15 protein-coding genes are annotated in these 15,951 nt (G+C 51.1%); 4 read left to right on the forward strand and 11 right to left on the reverse strand.

What is annotated here, in order from left to right:
• Positions 1 to 43: 43 nt before the first annotated feature.
• From AC0YNW_RS23650 to AC0YNW_RS23670, 5 genes are read right to left on the reverse strand one after another with little or no spacing between them, the layout of a single operon-like run.
• Positions 44 to 1,135, reverse strand: a complete 1,092-nt coding sequence (locus AC0YNW_RS23650) for a GerAB/ArcD/ProY family transporter (RefSeq protein ID WP_475834019.1) — start codon at positions 1,133 to 1,135, stop codon at positions 44 to 46.
• Positions 1,132 to 2,244: a GerAB/ArcD/ProY family transporter gene (locus AC0YNW_RS23655; protein WP_475834020.1), complete on the reverse strand. Its 1,113-nt coding sequence runs from the start codon at positions 2,242 to 2,244 to the stop codon at positions 1,132 to 1,134. The genes AC0YNW_RS23650 and AC0YNW_RS23655 overlap by 4 nt, the downstream gene beginning before the upstream one ends.
• 14 nt (positions 2,245 to 2,258) lie before the next feature.
• On the reverse strand, positions 2,259 to 2,492 hold the full coding sequence (locus tag AC0YNW_RS23660) for a hypothetical protein (RefSeq protein WP_475834021.1): 234 nt from the start codon (positions 2,490 to 2,492) through the stop codon (positions 2,259 to 2,261).
• Between the two features lie 7 nt (positions 2,493 to 2,499).
• Positions 2,500 to 3,699 (reverse strand): Ger(x)C family spore germination protein, encoded by a 1,200-nt coding sequence (locus AC0YNW_RS23665; protein WP_475834022.1) that lies wholly within the window; start codon positions 3,697 to 3,699, stop codon positions 2,500 to 2,502.
• A gap of 32 nt (positions 3,700 to 3,731) precedes the next feature.
• Positions 3,732 to 5,312, reverse strand: a complete 1,581-nt coding sequence (locus tag AC0YNW_RS23670) for a spore germination protein (protein WP_475834023.1) — start codon at positions 5,310 to 5,312, stop codon at positions 3,732 to 3,734.
• Between the two features lie 522 nt (positions 5,313 to 5,834).
• Here AC0YNW_RS23670 and trpS point away from each other — a divergent pair.
• Entirely contained in the window at positions 5,835 to 6,821 is a 987-nt protein-coding gene (gene trpS / locus AC0YNW_RS23675; RefSeq protein ID WP_475834024.1) for a tryptophan--tRNA ligase, read from the forward strand.
• Positions 6,822 to 6,881: 60 nt separating this feature from the next.
• Here the strand turns inward: trpS and AC0YNW_RS23680 are convergent, their stop codons facing one another.
• The gene (locus AC0YNW_RS23680) at positions 6,882 to 7,760 is read right to left on the reverse strand and encodes a hypothetical protein (RefSeq protein WP_475834025.1); all 879 of its coding nucleotides are present in this window, start codon (positions 7,758 to 7,760) and stop codon (positions 6,882 to 6,884) included.
• A gap of 97 nt (positions 7,761 to 7,857) precedes the next feature.
• On the reverse strand, positions 7,858 to 8,355 hold the full coding sequence (locus AC0YNW_RS23685; protein ID WP_475834026.1) for a hypothetical protein: 498 nt from the start codon (positions 8,353 to 8,355) through the stop codon (positions 7,858 to 7,860).
• Positions 8,356 to 8,514: 159 nt separating this feature from the next.
• Between AC0YNW_RS23685 and AC0YNW_RS23690 the strand changes: the two genes are divergently transcribed.
• Positions 8,515 to 9,474, forward strand: coding sequence for a BadF/BadG/BcrA/BcrD ATPase family protein (locus tag AC0YNW_RS23690; RefSeq protein WP_475834027.1), 960 nt, complete (start codon positions 8,515 to 8,517; stop codon positions 9,472 to 9,474).
• A gap of 560 nt (positions 9,475 to 10,034) precedes the next feature.
• Here the strand turns inward: AC0YNW_RS23690 and AC0YNW_RS23695 are convergent.
• The 4 genes from AC0YNW_RS23695 to AC0YNW_RS23710 form a co-directional block, all read right to left on the reverse strand.
• Positions 10,035 to 11,462, reverse strand: coding sequence for a GntP family permease (locus tag AC0YNW_RS23695; protein ID WP_475834126.1), 1,428 nt, complete (start codon positions 11,460 to 11,462; stop codon positions 10,035 to 10,037).
• 46 nt (positions 11,463 to 11,508) lie between these two features.
• Positions 11,509 to 12,642, reverse strand: coding sequence for a glycerate kinase family protein (locus tag AC0YNW_RS23700; RefSeq protein ID WP_475834028.1), 1,134 nt, complete (start codon positions 12,640 to 12,642; stop codon positions 11,509 to 11,511).
• A 173-nt stretch (positions 12,643 to 12,815) separates the two neighbouring features.
• Entirely contained in the window at positions 12,816 to 13,985 is a 1,170-nt protein-coding gene (locus AC0YNW_RS23705) for a CdaR family transcriptional regulator (protein WP_475834029.1), read from the reverse strand.
• Between the two features lie 267 nt (positions 13,986 to 14,252).
• Complete coding sequence (locus AC0YNW_RS23710) at positions 14,253 to 14,996, reverse strand: MerR family transcriptional regulator (RefSeq protein WP_475834030.1); 744 nt, start codon at positions 14,994 to 14,996, stop codon at positions 14,253 to 14,255.
• A 198-nt stretch (positions 14,997 to 15,194) separates the two neighbouring features.
• On the opposite strand from AC0YNW_RS23710, the gene AC0YNW_RS23715 reads away from it, so the two are divergent.
• Both AC0YNW_RS23715 and AC0YNW_RS23720 read left to right on the forward strand, forming a co-directional pair.
• Entirely contained in the window at positions 15,195 to 15,608 is a 414-nt protein-coding gene (locus tag AC0YNW_RS23715; RefSeq protein ID WP_475834031.1) for a hypothetical protein, read from the forward strand.
• A 78-nt stretch (positions 15,609 to 15,686) separates the two neighbouring features.
• Positions 15,687 to 15,902 (forward strand): hypothetical protein, encoded by a 216-nt coding sequence (locus tag AC0YNW_RS23720; RefSeq protein ID WP_475834032.1) that lies wholly within the window; start codon positions 15,687 to 15,689, stop codon positions 15,900 to 15,902.
• The last annotated feature ends 49 nt before the right edge of the window (positions 15,903 to 15,951 follow it).

Here is a 15,951-nt window from a genome sequence, read left to right on the forward strand (position 1 = left end):
ATCAGCGATTATTGGTAAAAAAGAATGTGATTTTGTGTTGCGCCTATTTTTTTCTGCGAATGGCATGAATGATCAGCAATAGTATCGGGAGAAATATACCAAAAGTCGAAACATAAGGCACCCACACGCTTCTATTATATTCTTCGCTATGCATCACATTAGGATGTACAATCAGCGACACTACGACCAGAAGCATGCCCATAGGAAGCACGAGAGAACGATAGTCTTTCAGATTGAAGAGCTGCTTCATGCCAAGCACTGCCGCATAGAAGTAAAGGCTTACCCGATAAAAGATCGTAATAAACCACATGATGGCCATCACGATCTCGATACGCTGCAAAAAGTGGCCCACATTAATTTTTTTGGCCAACGCATAACTGGGATAGGTCTGTCTGGCTGTCATATCCGTACCAAGCACCGTAATGCATAATACAATGATAATAACGAGTACTATCCCCGAGATCATTGCACCTCTATAGAACCCTTTGCTTGCCGCTTTCGGCCGATCGACCTCTCCCGGGAAAACCGCAAGCAGAAAGAAGGTGGTAATTGAAAGTACGCTTGTGAAGTACATCGTTGCCCCGACCATGCTCTTCAGATCCGACTCCAGCATAGGCTGAATCCGCTCGATATGAATCTGCGGCGATACGAATACCACCAAAACAATAAAAAGCAGCACAAATACAGGGAACAACAGCTCTGCAGAACGTGCAATCGTCTCAATCCCCATTCGGATGCCCATGACCACCACAATGGCAAATAAGATGTTAAACGCTTGAATTGGCGTTGCCTGCATAATTTGAGTCGTCATAAAGTTGCCGATAAAAAACAACACTTCCGACGCCGTAACGAGACAAAAGCAAATAATCGTTGCGATTACGGCTTTACCCAGCCACTTCCCTAGTACTTGCTCAATCGTTTCAAACAGCGATTTCTCTGAATTCAGACTCCCTACCGCTACATAAAGCTTCGTGAGAACCAATCCGATTCCAAGACCGAGCAAAGCAGCTATCCATCCATCCTGCTTCACAATGGAAGTCACCGTTGCCGGTATAATGAGGATGGGGGTTCCAATGGAGAAGAGAATAACCAGAATACTAAATTGGCGGGCATTAATTTTTTCCTTGGACCTCATGGCCGCAGCTCCCCCTTTCCGTGCCCTGCGGCACGGCGAATCGCGTAAGCAGCCAGCAGCAAGAGCGGCAGAATGACACTGAACGTCATGTCCATATACGGCCAATATATATCCGCATTAAGAAAATCAACAATATTTGAAGAGATCAGCACCGCGAAAAACACCAGCAGCATCCCGAATGGAAGCTCCATTCCCTTCTCGCTGCGAAGGCCAGCCGTCTGAGCCACGGCGATTTGAAGGGCATTAAAGAAAACTGCCGATTTGATAAAGGAGGTGAGCAGCCACATAAAGGCCAATAGAACCTCCAGCCTCTGAAAAAACTTCCCTACGTCAATTTTTTTGGCCAATGCATAGCTGGGATACATACTTCTGGTCGCATAATCGGGACCAAGCACGAGAATAGAGAGCAAAATAATGACAAGCAGCACGAGTCCTCCAAACAGCGCCCCTTTCAAAAAACTGGAGCGGACCTTCTCAGGCTTGTCCACGCTGGGAATAACCATTAACAAAACGGCGAGCTCCATGAATGGGTAAGCGGTCATTGTAATCGAGCCGCGCAGGATCGGCTTTAAGCCTCCATCCCAGAAGGGAAGCAGATGATTGACGTTTATATCCGGTATTAAGAACAAGAAGAATACAAACAAAAGCAGAAGCAGGAACGAGAAAAAAAACTCACCCGTACGTGCAATTGTCTCCATCCCTAGTCTTGCAGCCATAACCAATATCCCCGCATACATGATATGTATCGCTTGAATTGGCGTCTCCGGCATCATCTGGGTCGTCATAAAATCTCCGATTTCTCTGGTGTGAGCAGCGAGAGAAAGGAACAAATAAAAGATAAAAAAAATGGATACGATTTTACCCAGCCACTTCCCGAATAGTTTCTCCACATATTGCACCAATGTGAGACGGGGATATAGCTTGCCGATCGCGCTTAGAAGCCATACGATCAATAAGCCCGCACATAGGCCTACGAGAGCAGAGACCCAAGCATTCTGCTTTGCGGCGCTGGTCGGTATGGTCGGCAGGACAAGCATGGAGTCGCCAACTGAAATATAGGCAGCCAATATAGCAAATTGTCTGCCGCTCATCATTTCGTTCATCTTCATGCTTTCATCCCCTGTTAGTTCAGCGCGCTATCTACCAATTGGCCAATCGGCCTGTATATGTAAGACACCCAGTCCAGCGGATTCGGCAGCGGAATATGGAGGCTCTCCGCTATGCCGACTCCCGTACCGAGCAGCAGGAGTATCGAAAAAATCCAGATCTCCTTCACTTGCCGCTTCTTCCATAAACCTGGCAGCTCCAACATGGCAATAATGACGGCTGTCGTTAATATACCTCCAACTGCAAGCATTACGATCCTACTCCTTTAAGTCATTTAAGAAAGACTCGCCAATCGTTCCAATTCTTCTTATCTTTACATCCACGTTATATCGGATTTCCATCTTGGAGAATTGTTCATCCCAATTTTCTTTGGCTTTGCTCCAGTAGCGCGGATTAGCCCGATGCACCGCGTCCCCGAATCCGAACACATCGCACTTCAACCTTTGCGCTTTCTTCACGGCTTGCTCGGCATGCTCCTTCAAAACATCCTCAGCGGCTTTCTCCAGATCGATCAGTGTCTTGGCTGTTGTCAGCTTAATTCTGCATTCGACATCGGCCACATTCGCTTCTGTATGCATGACGACCTCGGCTTCCGGTTTCCCGTTCCTTACCTTCGCCTTGATGGTCGTTTTAGACCGAATCACTTCGATGCCGAGCTTGCCGCCGCTTGGGCAAGTAGTCTCCACTACCGTGCTTTTCAACCGGTCCGTAATATTGCTGAAACCCTTACTTTCATCGTCATTCATCCAGGCGATCAGCTTATCCTCTCTGAACATAGCAATGCCTTTATATTGAATATGAGTAGGCGTATCCGGCGTCTCGATATTTTTTCGCTTGCTGCCGAGCTCAGGGTCGCCATGAATCACAATGCCTGTTAACGTCGCTTGGATGCCGGGACTCACAATGTTGGTAATCAGTTGGTCCAATTGTACGGCAACTGTCGGCGCCCATGATCTGGCAGATACCTCCAGTGAATCAAACATCTTGGATGCCGGAATCTTCTCTATAGGCGTTAACACCTTCAGCACGTTTTCTGCTGTTGTTCCTTTGGCTACGACAATATAGAAGTCCGTTCGTCCTTCCTGATCCCGTGACATCAAGTCCAGCACCTCGCCCATACCCTTCCTCGCCAGTTCCTCGCCGATGACAAAAACCCGCAAATGGGAGAAGTACAGCTTTCGCGGCGTGACGGTCGTCATCTTACGAATCGCCTCGAATACGGTATCCCCCGTTCCATGGTACGTCGAGACGGGGGACAGACCACTACCGCCTTGCCTAGAGGCGACCTCACCCGGATCAACCACCTGGACCGTAACAAGAACCTTGTCCTTGACCCGGTCAATGCCCAAAGCGGCTACGATGGCGAGATCATTCAACTCGCGACGATTCCAGCATCCGGTTATCAGAGGCACAAGCATAAGTAGAATGACGAAGCACCATCCTGCTTTACGCGCCATTACTGCTTCCCTCCTTCCAACACATTTGGCATTTATGGCTTGGGCCTCGCGGACTTGGGACTCTGCTGGCGCTGCCGGTTGCTCCGGTTCACAAGTCTGGGCCGGGTAAATTGCGCCCAGTGGGGCATCCGGAAGATCGCATCCTTCTGATCCCTAATAATGAGCGGGGCAAAGGGGCTCATATAAGGCACGCCAAAGGACCGCAAACTGCTGACATGCAGCACAATGGCAAAGGTACCGATAATAATGCCGTACAATCCAAAGGTAGCGGCCAGACCCATCAGGGGGAAACGCAGCATACGCATCGTGTTGGCCAAGCTGTACGAAGGGAAGACAAAGCTGGCAATCGCCGTTGTCGATACGACAATGACCATAGCCGCCGATATAATACCCGCTTCGACGGCAGCCTGCCCGATGACCAAGGTTCCGACGATCGATACGGCCGGACCGATTGTGCGCGGCATGCGAAGGCCCGCCTCCCGCAAAATCTCGAAGGCCACCTCCATCATGATTGCCTCGATAAAGGCCGGGAACGGAATGCCTTCCCGCTGCGCCGCCAAGCTATACAGCAGCTGAGTTGGCAGCATTTCTTGATGATACGTAGTGATTGCGACATAGAGCGACGGTCCGAACAACGCAATAAATACACCGATGTACCGCAATAGTCGAATGAGCGTGCTGATATCAAACCGATGGTAATAATCTTCCGCCGCATGGAGAAAGGACACGAACAATGCCGGAACGATTAGCACCATTGGCGTTCCGTCTACCATGATGGCAATCTTCCCTTCGAGCAGCTCCGCTGCGACCACATCCGGCCGCTCGCTGTTGTAGATCGTTGGAAAGGGCGTATACGTCTCATCCTGAATAAGCTCCTCGATATATCCGCTCTCCAGTATGCCGTCGATATCAATACGGTCCAGCCGGAGACGCACTTCCTCCACCACTTTGTCGTCTGCGATGCCTTTGATGAACATAATGGATACGTCCGTGCCCGTTACCCGCCCGATTTGCCGGGTTTCCAGCCATAGGTTCGGATCCTTGATTTTCCTGCGGAGCATGGCTGTATTCGTACGCAGCGTCTCGGTGAAAGCTTCCTTCGGGCCTCTGACAACCGTCTCCGTCAGTGTCTCGTTAATCCCCCGGTCCCGCCAGCCTCTGGTTCCTGCCGCAATCGCAGAGGCGCAGCCGTCAACCAAAATGATCGTCTCACCTGATAACAAGGCATTATACAAGTTTCCATAATTATCGATTTCCCTCGTATCGCTAATGCTCAGAACATCGTTCGCCAATGCCTTGGGACTAGCCTGAACAGTGTCTCGTCCTTCCCCCTGCATCATCCGGTCGCGTCTCATAGCCGATTCCAGAATAAATTCGGAGACCGATTGCTTATCCGCTAATCCATCCGTGTAGATAACTGCCAGCGCTGGCCCTGTGCTACCCTGCAGCCCTACTTCCCGTATGACGATATCATTGCTGTTGCCAAGCTGGTTTCTGATCAGCTCCAGGTTGTCTTGAAGGCCGGGCATGATCGTTTTTGCTTTCATCGCCTGATCCTGATCCTGAGACTGGTCATGTGCGGCCTGAGTTTTTTTACCCTTTGCTTCCTTCATATGGACCACCTTTAAGGTTGTATGATATTAATCCATTATGAACATCATTAGACAATTTTAGACATTTTCTTCTCGAGCGGATGTCGCTTCCACCTGCTTGACTCCGCTTCTTTTTCCAGCTATTCTTATAATCAATACTTGAAACATACAGCTACAGCCAAGATGGGAAGTAGTATCCGATTTTTGCGTATGCCCTAGCGAGCCGGCGACTGGTGAAAGGTCCGGCGCATCCGCAATCGGCGAATGGATCCCATCGCTTCAACCCGAACTTCTAAGCCTCGAATCGGCTTAGGACAGTAGGCTTTGACGGACTCTCCCCCCGTTATCCCGGGAGACATGATCGAAAGTATGCAAGGGACGCGGCAACGCGCTTATTGCTCCGTTCATGGCTAAGAGCGGCCAATGGCCGAATTCGGGTGGTATCGCGGAGTTTACGCTTCGTCCCTTGCAGGGGGACGGGCGTTTTTTTATTGCCTTGGTTCCCCAATCAACTCAAATTATGGGAGAAAAGAGGAATGCACAATGGGTAAACGTATCTTGTCCGGCATTAAGCCAAGCGGCGATTTAAACATCGGAGGTTATGTAGGAGCGCTTCAACAGTTCGTGAAGCTTCAAGAGGAATATGAGGGCTTCTTCTTCGTGCCTGATCTGCACGCCATTACCGTTCCGCAGGATCCGAAGGAGCTGCGTGAGCGCTCCCGCCAAATCGCAGCGCTCTATGTTGCCGCAGGCGTAGATTCGGAACGCAATACCATCTTCATGCAGTCGCATGTGCCGGCTCATGCCGAGCTGGGATGGATTATGGAGACGCAAGCTTACTTCGGCGAGATGAGCCGCATGACGCAATTCAAGGAGAAATCCGACGGCAAGGATGCCGTCAGCTCCGCTCTGTTCACGTACCCGGCACTGATGGCTGCCGACATCCTCCTCTACCAAGCCACGCATGTACCGGTAGGTGAAGACCAGAAGCAGCATCTGGAGCTGACACGTGACCTTGCTGCCCGGTTCAACAACCGATTCGGCGAAACCTTCATCCTGCCGGAGCCGGTTATTCAGGATGTTGGCGCGCGGGTTATGGGACTGGATGATCCATCGAAAAAAATGAGCAAAAGCAATCCGAACCAAAGCAGCTACGTCCTTCTGTTGGATACGCCAGCCTCGATCCGCAAGAAGTTCTCCAGAGCCGTGACGGACTCCGATATGAGCGTCCGCTACGACTGGGACAACAAGCCAGCCGTCAGCAATCTGATCGAAATCTATTCCGTCTTCTCCGGCGAGTCGATTCCGGTCGTCGAGAAGCGCTACGAAGGCCAAGGCTACGGTACGTTCAAGAAGGAGCTGGCAGAGGTTGTCATCGACAAGCTTGCTCCGCTGCAAGAGCGTTATAACGAGCTGGTCCATTCCGAAGAGCTGGACCGCATCCTCAAGGAAGGCGCACGGAAAGCCTCCGAGGAAGCGCACAAAACACTGGACGCCGCCAAACGCGCGATGGGTTTGCTGACGTTCTAGGCTTGATATGCATGAAGAAAGGGCACCCCGCGGGGTGCCCTTTCTTTGTCATGGATTCTATTAGATATTCTCAGGAGTGGAATAGTAGCCGTGCTTCTTATGAAAGACATATGGCTGTCCCTGATCATCCTGGAACAGAAAATGCGTCTCGTCATCTCCGATGTAATTCACGTTTTCAAAAGCACGCATCATAATATGCTCCGCATCTTCCTTTGCAAACGCAAATTCGGAAGCACGGCTCTTAATGTCGCCGATCTGCCAATTCTCCCCGGAACGCAGCAGTTCAATCTCCATATGTCTGGATACGGTATACTCTTGATAGGAATGGCCGAATGTCTTGAAGCTGAGCCGCACTTTATCGTCATCGTCCCTGGACAGTTCCAGGCTCGGCTCATACATATTGACTGCATAGAGCAGATCATTTGGCTCCAGCAGCCATCCCGGATTATGTTCGTATATCGTTTGCCACGGGTCCAGTCTCTGCTCGGCATTGTACTTCAGCAGTTCAGGCCGCAGCTCTTCGAACGAAGGAGCCTCTTCCTTATTGGCGAATTTCACTTCCGCCGCTCGAACCAACACCATTAATGTCTCATATTCAAGCTGATGCAGAATAGTCGCATATTCGTTCTCATACGCCGCATCGCGCAGCCAGTGAGGCCGCTCAGGCTCGCTGCCTGTCTGTTCATCATCTACCAGTGTCGGCAGTTCTTCCTCCGTCAATGTCGGCGCAGGAGATGCTGTCGCGGGTTGCGACGGACTTTGCGTCGCGTTATCGATCTGAAACGTCAATGGAGTAGAAAGCGGCGACGGCTCGGGGGAGCCTTCCACCGCAGCTTGGTTCGGCGTTCCCTTCTGACAACCGGCTATCATGATAGCGAAGATCGCCGCTGCGAGCAGTCCCGCCGTTCTGTGCAACGCTCGATGCCTCTTTCTTGTCATCACCGTACCTCCCGTTTCCCTTTTCCCAATAGACGTTTCCAAGCGGTTAATGGTTACAACAATTCGGCGAAGTCTTCTTTAGAAAACAAACAACACATCACCAAACCATCGCTTTAATGGGTCTGCTCCATTCCTTTGCAATTACCAAACGCCCATTCTCTTTCGTCAATTTCACTTGTCCCTGATATTCATGCTCTTCCAGCAGCTCGCCTGACCCGTTTTTGATGCGCACAGGTATCCGGTATTCGTAATCGAATACATCGCTTTCCTCTTTCATGGATGTCAATTTGACCTCGCCAAGCTCGATATTCTGCTTATTCTTAGCTGCGTAGACTAGATACATGATAAATTCCCGGTTGAGAAGCACTTTAGAGCCTTCTTCGGTGAAAAAAGCTTTGATCTTGCTCTCCTGTTCGATAACGAAGGAGTCATCTTGGATATTGATTTGACGGTAATCTTTTACTTCCAGCATCGCTTTTTTATAATCCGTAATGAGCTGCTTGGCATCCTTCTCTTCTGAGGAAGGTCCTGAGCAGGCAAAAAGCAACAGGGACATGGCAATCATGATGGACAGCATTCGTTTCATGTTCTTCATCTGAGTAACCTCCTTACGGTAGACAACGCTTCTCTGGCGCTCGTCCAGTTGTTGGATATCATTTTATATCACTCATCCAAATTATGTTATGATTACCCTATTAAGTGATAGTAGATGCGAGATTCACGATTCGTGTAAATCAGGGGGGCATTGCTGCATATGAGTATACCTGCTGTTATCGGCATTGATGGAGGCGGCACGCATACCCGAGTGCTTGTATGCGATTTGGAGGGACACCAGCTAGCTTATCTGGACAACCCGCGCGCTGCATCCGTATATAAAGATTCTAACGCGGTTCATAACGTTCGAAACAGCATCATTGAGGCATTGGCCGTCGCAAATCGCAGCCCCGAGGACGTACGTTGTGTCGCTGCGGGCATTGCCGGCTATGATAAACCGGAGGACCTCGCATGGGTATCAGAGTTGACCGCACTGCCTGGACTTCATTGCCCCAAGCTGCATATGAATGATGCGGTCGCGGCACATGCTGGCGCATTACGGGCGAGGCCCGGCATTGTAGCGATCTCCGGCACCGGTTCGATTATTCTAGGGATAAACGAATCACGCCAGCATATCCGCAATTTAGACTTTCGCCACTATGCGCACAGCGCTGCGCGCTTTTTGGCTTATGATGCTGTATATGAAGTGCTTGCCGGTCATGCCGGAGCTTCAGACGAAGCTTTAGTCGCATTCATGCTTCGCCACTGGGAAGCAGCAGATCTTGATTGGTTGACTGCAATCGCCCGTCAAGGCTTCCACTCCGACAGCAAGGAGAGGGACAAGCATTTCGGGCAGTTGGCGCCTATCGTAACCAATGCTGCGGAAAGCGGCAGCTCGATCGCTATGGCCGTCTGCAATCGAGCTATCCATCAGCTTAAGGTCGGCATCGAGCTAATCGGCTCTTCCTTCAGCAGCGATACAGTGGAAGTCGCTTATATCGGCAGTGTCATCCGCAGCGACTATGTATCCAGGCGATTATCTGAGCAACTGGCTCAAGGCAGCAATAAACGGTACTTGGCAGTGGAGCCTGCACTGTCGCCTGTCGCGGGCGCAGTATTACTGGCTTATCAGGAACTAGGGATCGATGCGCCGGCCGATGCGCTTCTCGAGGTCTCTTAACAGCTGCACAACTCATCCTATCTTTTTTTCTTTCCCTTCTTCTTAATACGCAGCATTCAGATATTGGTCCCCGATTCTCTAGCAAACACAAGTAAGCCGAGGGATAATCCCTCGGCTTACTTATTTGCTATGCGCATGCTGCGTGGTTTGGTTGTTTTGAGTCGATCATAGCCGCTAGCTGAGCTCAGTCCAACCATTTAGGTCGGTCACAACGACTTACTGCCACTAGCTGAGCTCCCTCGGCCATTTAGGTCGGTCACAACGACTTACTGCCACTAGCTGAGCTCCCTCGGCCATTTAGGTCGGTCACAACGACTTACAGCCGCTAGCTGAGCTCAGTCCGGCCATTTAGGTCGGTCACACCGACTTACTGCCACTAGCTGAGTTCTTCCGGCCATCTAGGTCGGTCACAACGACTTACAGCCGCTAGCTGAGCTCAGTCCGGCCATTTAGGTCGGTCACAACGACTTACAGCCGCTAGCTGAGCCCTTCCGGCCATTTAGGTCGGTCACAACGACTTACAGCCGCTAGTCAAGCATCTTACTCCGCTAAATCGCCCCTTACAGGAAGATAGCGCCCAGAATACAAACGACGATGATACCGGTAATCCCTTGAACCAGAGTTGCCATAGTCTGTGCCTTGTACGCCGTCTTCAGGTTCATGCCGGAGAATTGCGAAACCACCCAGAAGTAGGAGTCATTCACGTGGCTGACTGCCATCGAGCCTGCGCCTATCGCCATGACCGTCAGAATCTGTCCAATCGGCACCGAGCCCATCATCTCCATTAATCCGAGGGATGGCATCAGCGGGAACATAATGGTCGACGTGATAATAAGCGCCGCTGTCGTGCTTCCTTGCGCTGTCTTCAGGATCGCCGCGATGATGAATGCCAGGAGCAACGCACCCACTCCGACGAACGCCGTATTGTCCGCGACCAGCGACTTCACATAGTCGGCGATCGGAGTCGCTTTAATGACCGAGCCAAGCGCTCCGCCAGCGCCGGTAATCATGATGATAATAGCGGCGTCGATCAGACCGGCTCCCATCAGCTTCGTCAAATTCTCCTCATCGCGCTTAGGCAGCAGCGTGAAGATCGCCAGCAGCACGCCGATGAACAACGCATTTACCGGAGCACCGAGGAACGTAAAAAGGGTATGAGCAAATCCGCTGACCAGCAGCTGCTGATTGCCGTCGGCATCCGTCCCGATCGGCAGATTAGCAATCGATGCAGCAGCCAGCAGCACAATCGGAACAATGATCGGTCCGAATGCCGCCCATGCAGACGGCAGCTTGCCGAACTTTTCTTTATACTCCTCGAAGGTCTCCGTTGCTTCTTCCAGCGTGGAAGGCAGCTTGCTCGCCACGGTCCGAGCCCAGATATGACCGGCCAATGCGACAGGAATAGAGACAATAATGCCGACTACAATGACCCAGAATAAACCGGCAGGACCGATACCAACATTGGATGCCGCCGCGATTGGACCCGGTGTTGGCGGGACGAGGGTATGTGTCGCATACAGACCAGTGGACAACGCAACCGAGAGTGTAACGACGCTAACGCCTGTGCGTTTCGCCAATGATTTTTTAAGCGAGGATAAAATGACATAGCCGGAATCGCAAAATACCGGGAGCGATACAATCCAGCCGATGATCGACATTGCAATCGCAGGATGGCGGTCGCCTAGCAGCCTTAGTACAACCTCGGCCATTTTGATAGCGGCTCCGGTTTTTTCCAGCACTTTACCGATAATGGTACCGAAAATAATGACAAGTCCAATGCTTGCAATTATGCTGCCGAAGCCAGAAGTGATCGTTGCCCCTATATCCGCAATGATGGGAGCCGACTGCCCAGACAGCTTGCCGACCAAATTCGTGCCGAGCGCCAGCAGATAGGTTGCTGCGATGATGGATAGAAACGGATGAAGCTTCCACTTCGCCGTCGCAAATACGATGAAGATAATACACGCGAACAAAAGACCTAATATGATGGGACCCAACTGAATCACTTCTGCGCTAAGATTCATATTCATCCTCCTAAGCTTTCGTATGAATGATTCGAATCACTTGCTCGGCTGCATCTTCAAGCAGCGGGCCTGTTTGGGCCATCGCTTCCTCCAATGTCATCGGTTTGTTCACGATGCTGAGCACCGCCGTCACTCCATGCTCGTACAGGGCATCGATCCCCTCTCCCACCGAGCCAGCCAGTATGATCACTGGCACGCCATGAGCCTGGGCAAGCTTAGCGACTCCGTAAGGCGTTTTGCCACCAACAGTCTGAAAGTCGACGCGACCTTCACCTGTCAAAACCAGGTCAGCGCCTTTCATTGCCTCCTCTAATCCGGTTACACGCGCCACAATGGATACGCCAGACTCCAGTTTCCCGTTCATGAAGGCCAGAATGCCCCCAGCCAATCCGCCTGCCGCTCCTGTTCCGGGGATATAGTGAATGGCCGTTCCCAGCGTCTGCTCGATCACATCGGCGAAGTGCTTCAAGTTCTCATCGAGCTGGCTGACCATCTCCGGTGTAGCGCCTTTCTGCGGCCCGAACACAGCCGAAGCTCCCTTCGGACCGATAAACGGATTATCTACATCGCAAGCAATGATGAACTCGCATTCGCCAAGCCTCGGGTCCATGCTATCCGTCAGCACGCTATGGAGCTTCGACAACTCAACGCCCCCGAAGCCGATATCCTCTCCATCCGCTCCAAGCAGCTTTACTCCTAAAGCTTGCAGCATACCTGCTCCACCATCGTTAGTCGCGCTGCCCCCGACTGCTAATATAAATTCCCGGCAGCCTTGATCCAGCGCGGCTTTAATCAATTGGCCAAACCCATAAGTCGTAGTCCGCATCGGGTCGCGTTCATGACTTTCAATCAGGTACAGGCCGGAGGACATCGCCATCTCGATAATGCAGGCTGTGCCGTTGCCGAGAATGCCGAACCCGGACTCGATTTCTCGTCCCAGCGGATTCATTACCTTCCGGTTGACGAATCTCCCTTCCGTCGCGCTAATCAAGCAGTCCAGCGTTCCTTCCCCGCCATCTGCCATCGGCACTATTTTGATAGCGCTTTCAGAATGAATTCGTCTAATGCCTCTTTCCATAGCCAATCCTGCTTCCTTGGCCGACAAGCTCCCCTTGAAAGAATCGGGTGCGATCACTATATTCATACCAAAACCTCCTTCTTGCAGCCAAACATCTACGTCCCAATTGCTCTTAGTATGCTTCGTTTTGTGTATCTGCCATTCATTATAGAAGACTCGCATCAACCACAACAATGTGCAGAACGAACAAGAAAGCGCTTAATATAAAGCGCTTTCTTGTGTCTTTTTTACAAACAGCATTATTTATTTCCACTTATTTCTTGTCCACCATAAATGCTGTGCAGCATTAAGCCCAGTTGAACCCGCATGGCTTGCTGGAATTGCCGAGGGTCCTCTCCGGTGAACGTAGCCGCTCGGTCAAGGCGGTATAACAACGTATTGCGGTGAATACCAAGTACGGTGGCAGTCTCATTAATGTTCATATTGTTGCGGTAAAAAACATGCAGCGTCTCCATTAACACCGGATGCTCCGTCAGTTCTCCCAGCACACGCACGATCAGTTGGCGCGCCGTAGGCTCCGACACCTCGGCCAGGACAAGCTCCAGCGCTGCGTCCTCGACATGGAAGATGGCCCCTTCACTTGAAGCCTTTCTCGCAATCTCCAGCATATTAACCGTCTCATGAAACGAATCGCTGATCAGAGCAATATCCGCACATATTCTCCCTACAGCAATGAAAGCTGACTGGAGGAACCATTCCGAAAGCATTTGCTGCAGCTTCGCTGCAATGTCCAGCAAGGCGTTTTTGGCATGACGATCCGTCTTGTATACAGTCGTATCTGCAAGCACCATCCATCGTCCCCGGCCAAGCTGCGCGATGAGCGCTTCCTTCGGATTGGGGAATAACCCGGTAATGTCCTTGAACCGAATCTCGTAATCCCGGGTATCCTCCAACTGGTCGATCTGGATGATCATCAGGACGCGCGGCAGCCGCAAATCGACACCCAACAGCTCGCCTCTTGTGTAGAGGCTATCTTTTGCCGCCGGATCAATCGTTGTGATCAGCTCTTGCACCAAATACATCTTGGAGCGCTCCTTCATCTCTACCTGTTCCGTCAGGTAGGATTGATGCAGCAGCAGCTCAGTCATCATGCGCACAGCGCGGCCAAACGGAATCACCTCCGACTCTTGGCCGGTAATACCGATCACCCCGACTACCTCCGCATGAAAATAAATCGGCATATTAATCCCGGGCTTGCTGCCGAACCACTTGGATGCCTGCGCTCCCGTAATCATCACTTCTTCCCCGGTTCGCACGACCTGAACCGCACCCTCGTGCAGCATGCTGATCCGGTTCGGATCGCTGGAGCTAATAATGATACCGTGTTTATCCATCACATTCATGTTCAGTTGCGTCAATTCCATCGTTTTTTTGACGATCATATCCGCTATCTTCCTCGTGATTCGCATAGGGCCTCCGGTCTGAAAGAAGAATTAAAGCGTTCAATCGCAGTGCTCCCCTACATCGTAGTGTTGCCCAGTTCAAAAGTAAAGACCCGGCCTAGTGCGGTGTCTGCTGCTTAATAATCGTTTGAAAGTTGTGTAAGATAAGCCGAAGGTTCACTGCAGAAGCGGAGCTGCCCTCGCAATTGGAGAGCCTCAACCATTCATAACCTTCCCAAAAGAAAAAGCAGAAGAGGGAAACCTCCCTCTTCTGCCCTGTTTGAATTGCATCTGCTAGCCTTGAAGCCGGTCGGCGTAGATCGCCATGGCGTCCCGCATGAATACCGCAAGCCCTTCTCCGAATTGATCGATGTTTTTCGTAAAACGCTGGTCATCGACATACATTTGTCCCAAGCCTTTGAAAGCCTCGGGCGAATAACTCCCCATCTGGCTCAGCATGCGGTACCATTCTCCGATAGACTGCTGCGCGGCTTCCGAAGCCGGATCGGTGTGACGGAGATCAGCCAGTCTCGCATATAGCTGATTCATATCCTCCTGGAACTTTTCCATTTGCCCTTCTTTTTTCATTTGGGCTGCTTTGGCGTTCGACTCGTCGACCGCTTTATCTCCCCAGCGCTCGCGCGCCTCCTGCTCATAAGGGTTGCTGCTGAAATCAAAGCCTTGAAATTTCTCTTTATGCGACATTTGAACCTCTCCCTTCGCATGTTGGATCGTCTTCGCCACGGTCTGAAGCAGCATATCAATGTGCTTCTTCTTCTCGACCAGCATTTGCTCGTGAAGCTTAAGCGCCTCCAGCCGGTCGAAATCCTGACTTGTGACGATTTCCTTTATTTTTTTCAAAGGAAAGCCAAGCTCGCGAAAAAATAAAATTTGCTGCAATTGCTCCAAATTCCGTTCCGAATAGACCCGGTAGCCGGATTCGGTCAGCTGATCGGGAATAAGCAATCCGATTTCATCATAATGATGCAGTGTGCGCACACTGATCCCGACCAGCTTCGCAACTTCTTTTACCTTCATAGCGTCTTCGCCCCCTTGCAAGCTTTACTTTAAAGTATCACGCAACGTGAGAGTCAATATGTGATCTGATTTATTTTTTCTTAACATCAATCTAGCAAAAACATGCGGTTACCCCGCTTCATCCACCCACGCCAATGATACTGCCCTCTTATACAATATACTAGCTTGAAAATATGAAGCAGACGGAGGGATCCTTTCTTGTCCATTCTAAAGCAAGTTAAAAGCGTGCTGAAATCGAAAGAAGTCTCGCAGCTGATTGTCGAATACGGAAACGGCAGCACGAAGGAATATTCACTTGACGGCAAAAATGGCAGCAAGTCCGCGATCAAAGACATGCTCAGCTCCATTAAATGGGGGGATGTCGCCGAGGTTCAGTTCGTCCTCGACGATGAAGACGATGATGATGACGATGACGACGATGATGACGAGGTAAACGTTCATTCTGTCGATGATGACGACGATGACGACGATGACGACGATGACGACGATGACGACTACGGCGATTACGACGATGATGATGACGACGACGATGACGATGATGACGATGATGACGATGATGACGATGATGACGATGACGATGACGATGATGATGACGATGATGAAGATAACTAGGACTAACTAGAGGTGTCCAACCCTGCCCGGGAGGCAGGGTTTTTTTATTCGGTGAGAAGTGGTAAGGCGGTTTTCGGCTTGGAGCTTCGTTGGGCGCTCGATGCGGCTCTGCAAGCCGAGTTTTTCGGCTTGGAGCTTCGCTGGGTGCTCGATGCGGTTCTGCAAGCCAAGTTTTTCGGCTTGGAGCTTCGCTGGGCGCTCGATGCGGCTCTGCAAGCCGAGTTTTTCGGCTTGGAGCTTCCCTGGCAGCAGATGCCCGGCTCGGCCCAACCCGACCCCCTGTCGGCGCAATGACAAATACCCCCTCGCCTAAGGCAAGGGGGTATTGCTCTCTATACGAGAC

This window comes from Paenibacillus sp. J31R120 (assembly GCF_056269225.1).

Excerpts from the sequence above, each read along its gene's own strand:
- AC0YNW_RS23665 (WP_475834022.1), bottom strand. The coding sequence starts at position 3,699 with ATGGCGCGTAAAGCAGGATGGTGCTTCGTCATTCTACTTATGCTTGTG.
- AC0YNW_RS23680 (WP_475834025.1), bottom strand. The coding sequence starts at position 7,760 with ATGACAAGAAAGAGGCATCGAGCGTTGCACAGAACGGCGGGACTGCTC.
- AC0YNW_RS23690 (WP_475834027.1), top strand. The coding sequence starts at position 8,515 with ATGAGTATACCTGCTGTTATCGGCATTGATGGAGGCGGCACGCATACC.
- AC0YNW_RS23655 (WP_475834020.1), bottom strand. The coding sequence starts at position 2,244 with ATGAAGATGAACGAAATGATGAGCGGCAGACAATTTGCTATATTGGCT.
- AC0YNW_RS23650 (WP_475834019.1), bottom strand. The coding sequence starts at position 1,135 with ATGAGGTCCAAGGAAAAAATTAATGCCCGCCAATTTAGTATTCTGGTT.
- AC0YNW_RS23710 (WP_475834030.1), bottom strand. The coding sequence starts at position 14,996 with ATGAAGGTAAAAGAAGTTGCGAAGCTGGTCGGGATCAGTGTGCGCACA.
- AC0YNW_RS23705 (WP_475834029.1), bottom strand. The coding sequence starts at position 13,985 with ATGCGAATCACGAGGAAGATAGCGGATATGATCGTCAAAAAAACGATG.
- AC0YNW_RS23685 (WP_475834026.1), bottom strand. The coding sequence starts at position 8,355 with ATGAAGAACATGAAACGAATGCTGTCCATCATGATTGCCATGTCCCTG.
- AC0YNW_RS23660 (WP_475834021.1), bottom strand. The coding sequence starts at position 2,492 with ATGCTTGCAGTTGGAGGTATATTAACGACAGCCGTCATTATTGCCATG.
- AC0YNW_RS23670 (WP_475834023.1), bottom strand. The coding sequence starts at position 5,312 with ATGAAGGAAGCAAAGGGTAAAAAAACTCAGGCCGCACATGACCAGTCT.
- AC0YNW_RS23700 (WP_475834028.1), bottom strand. The coding sequence starts at position 12,642 with ATGAATATAGTGATCGCACCCGATTCTTTCAAGGGGAGCTTGTCGGCC.
- trpS (WP_475834024.1), top strand. The coding sequence starts at position 5,835 with ATGGGTAAACGTATCTTGTCCGGCATTAAGCCAAGCGGCGATTTAAAC.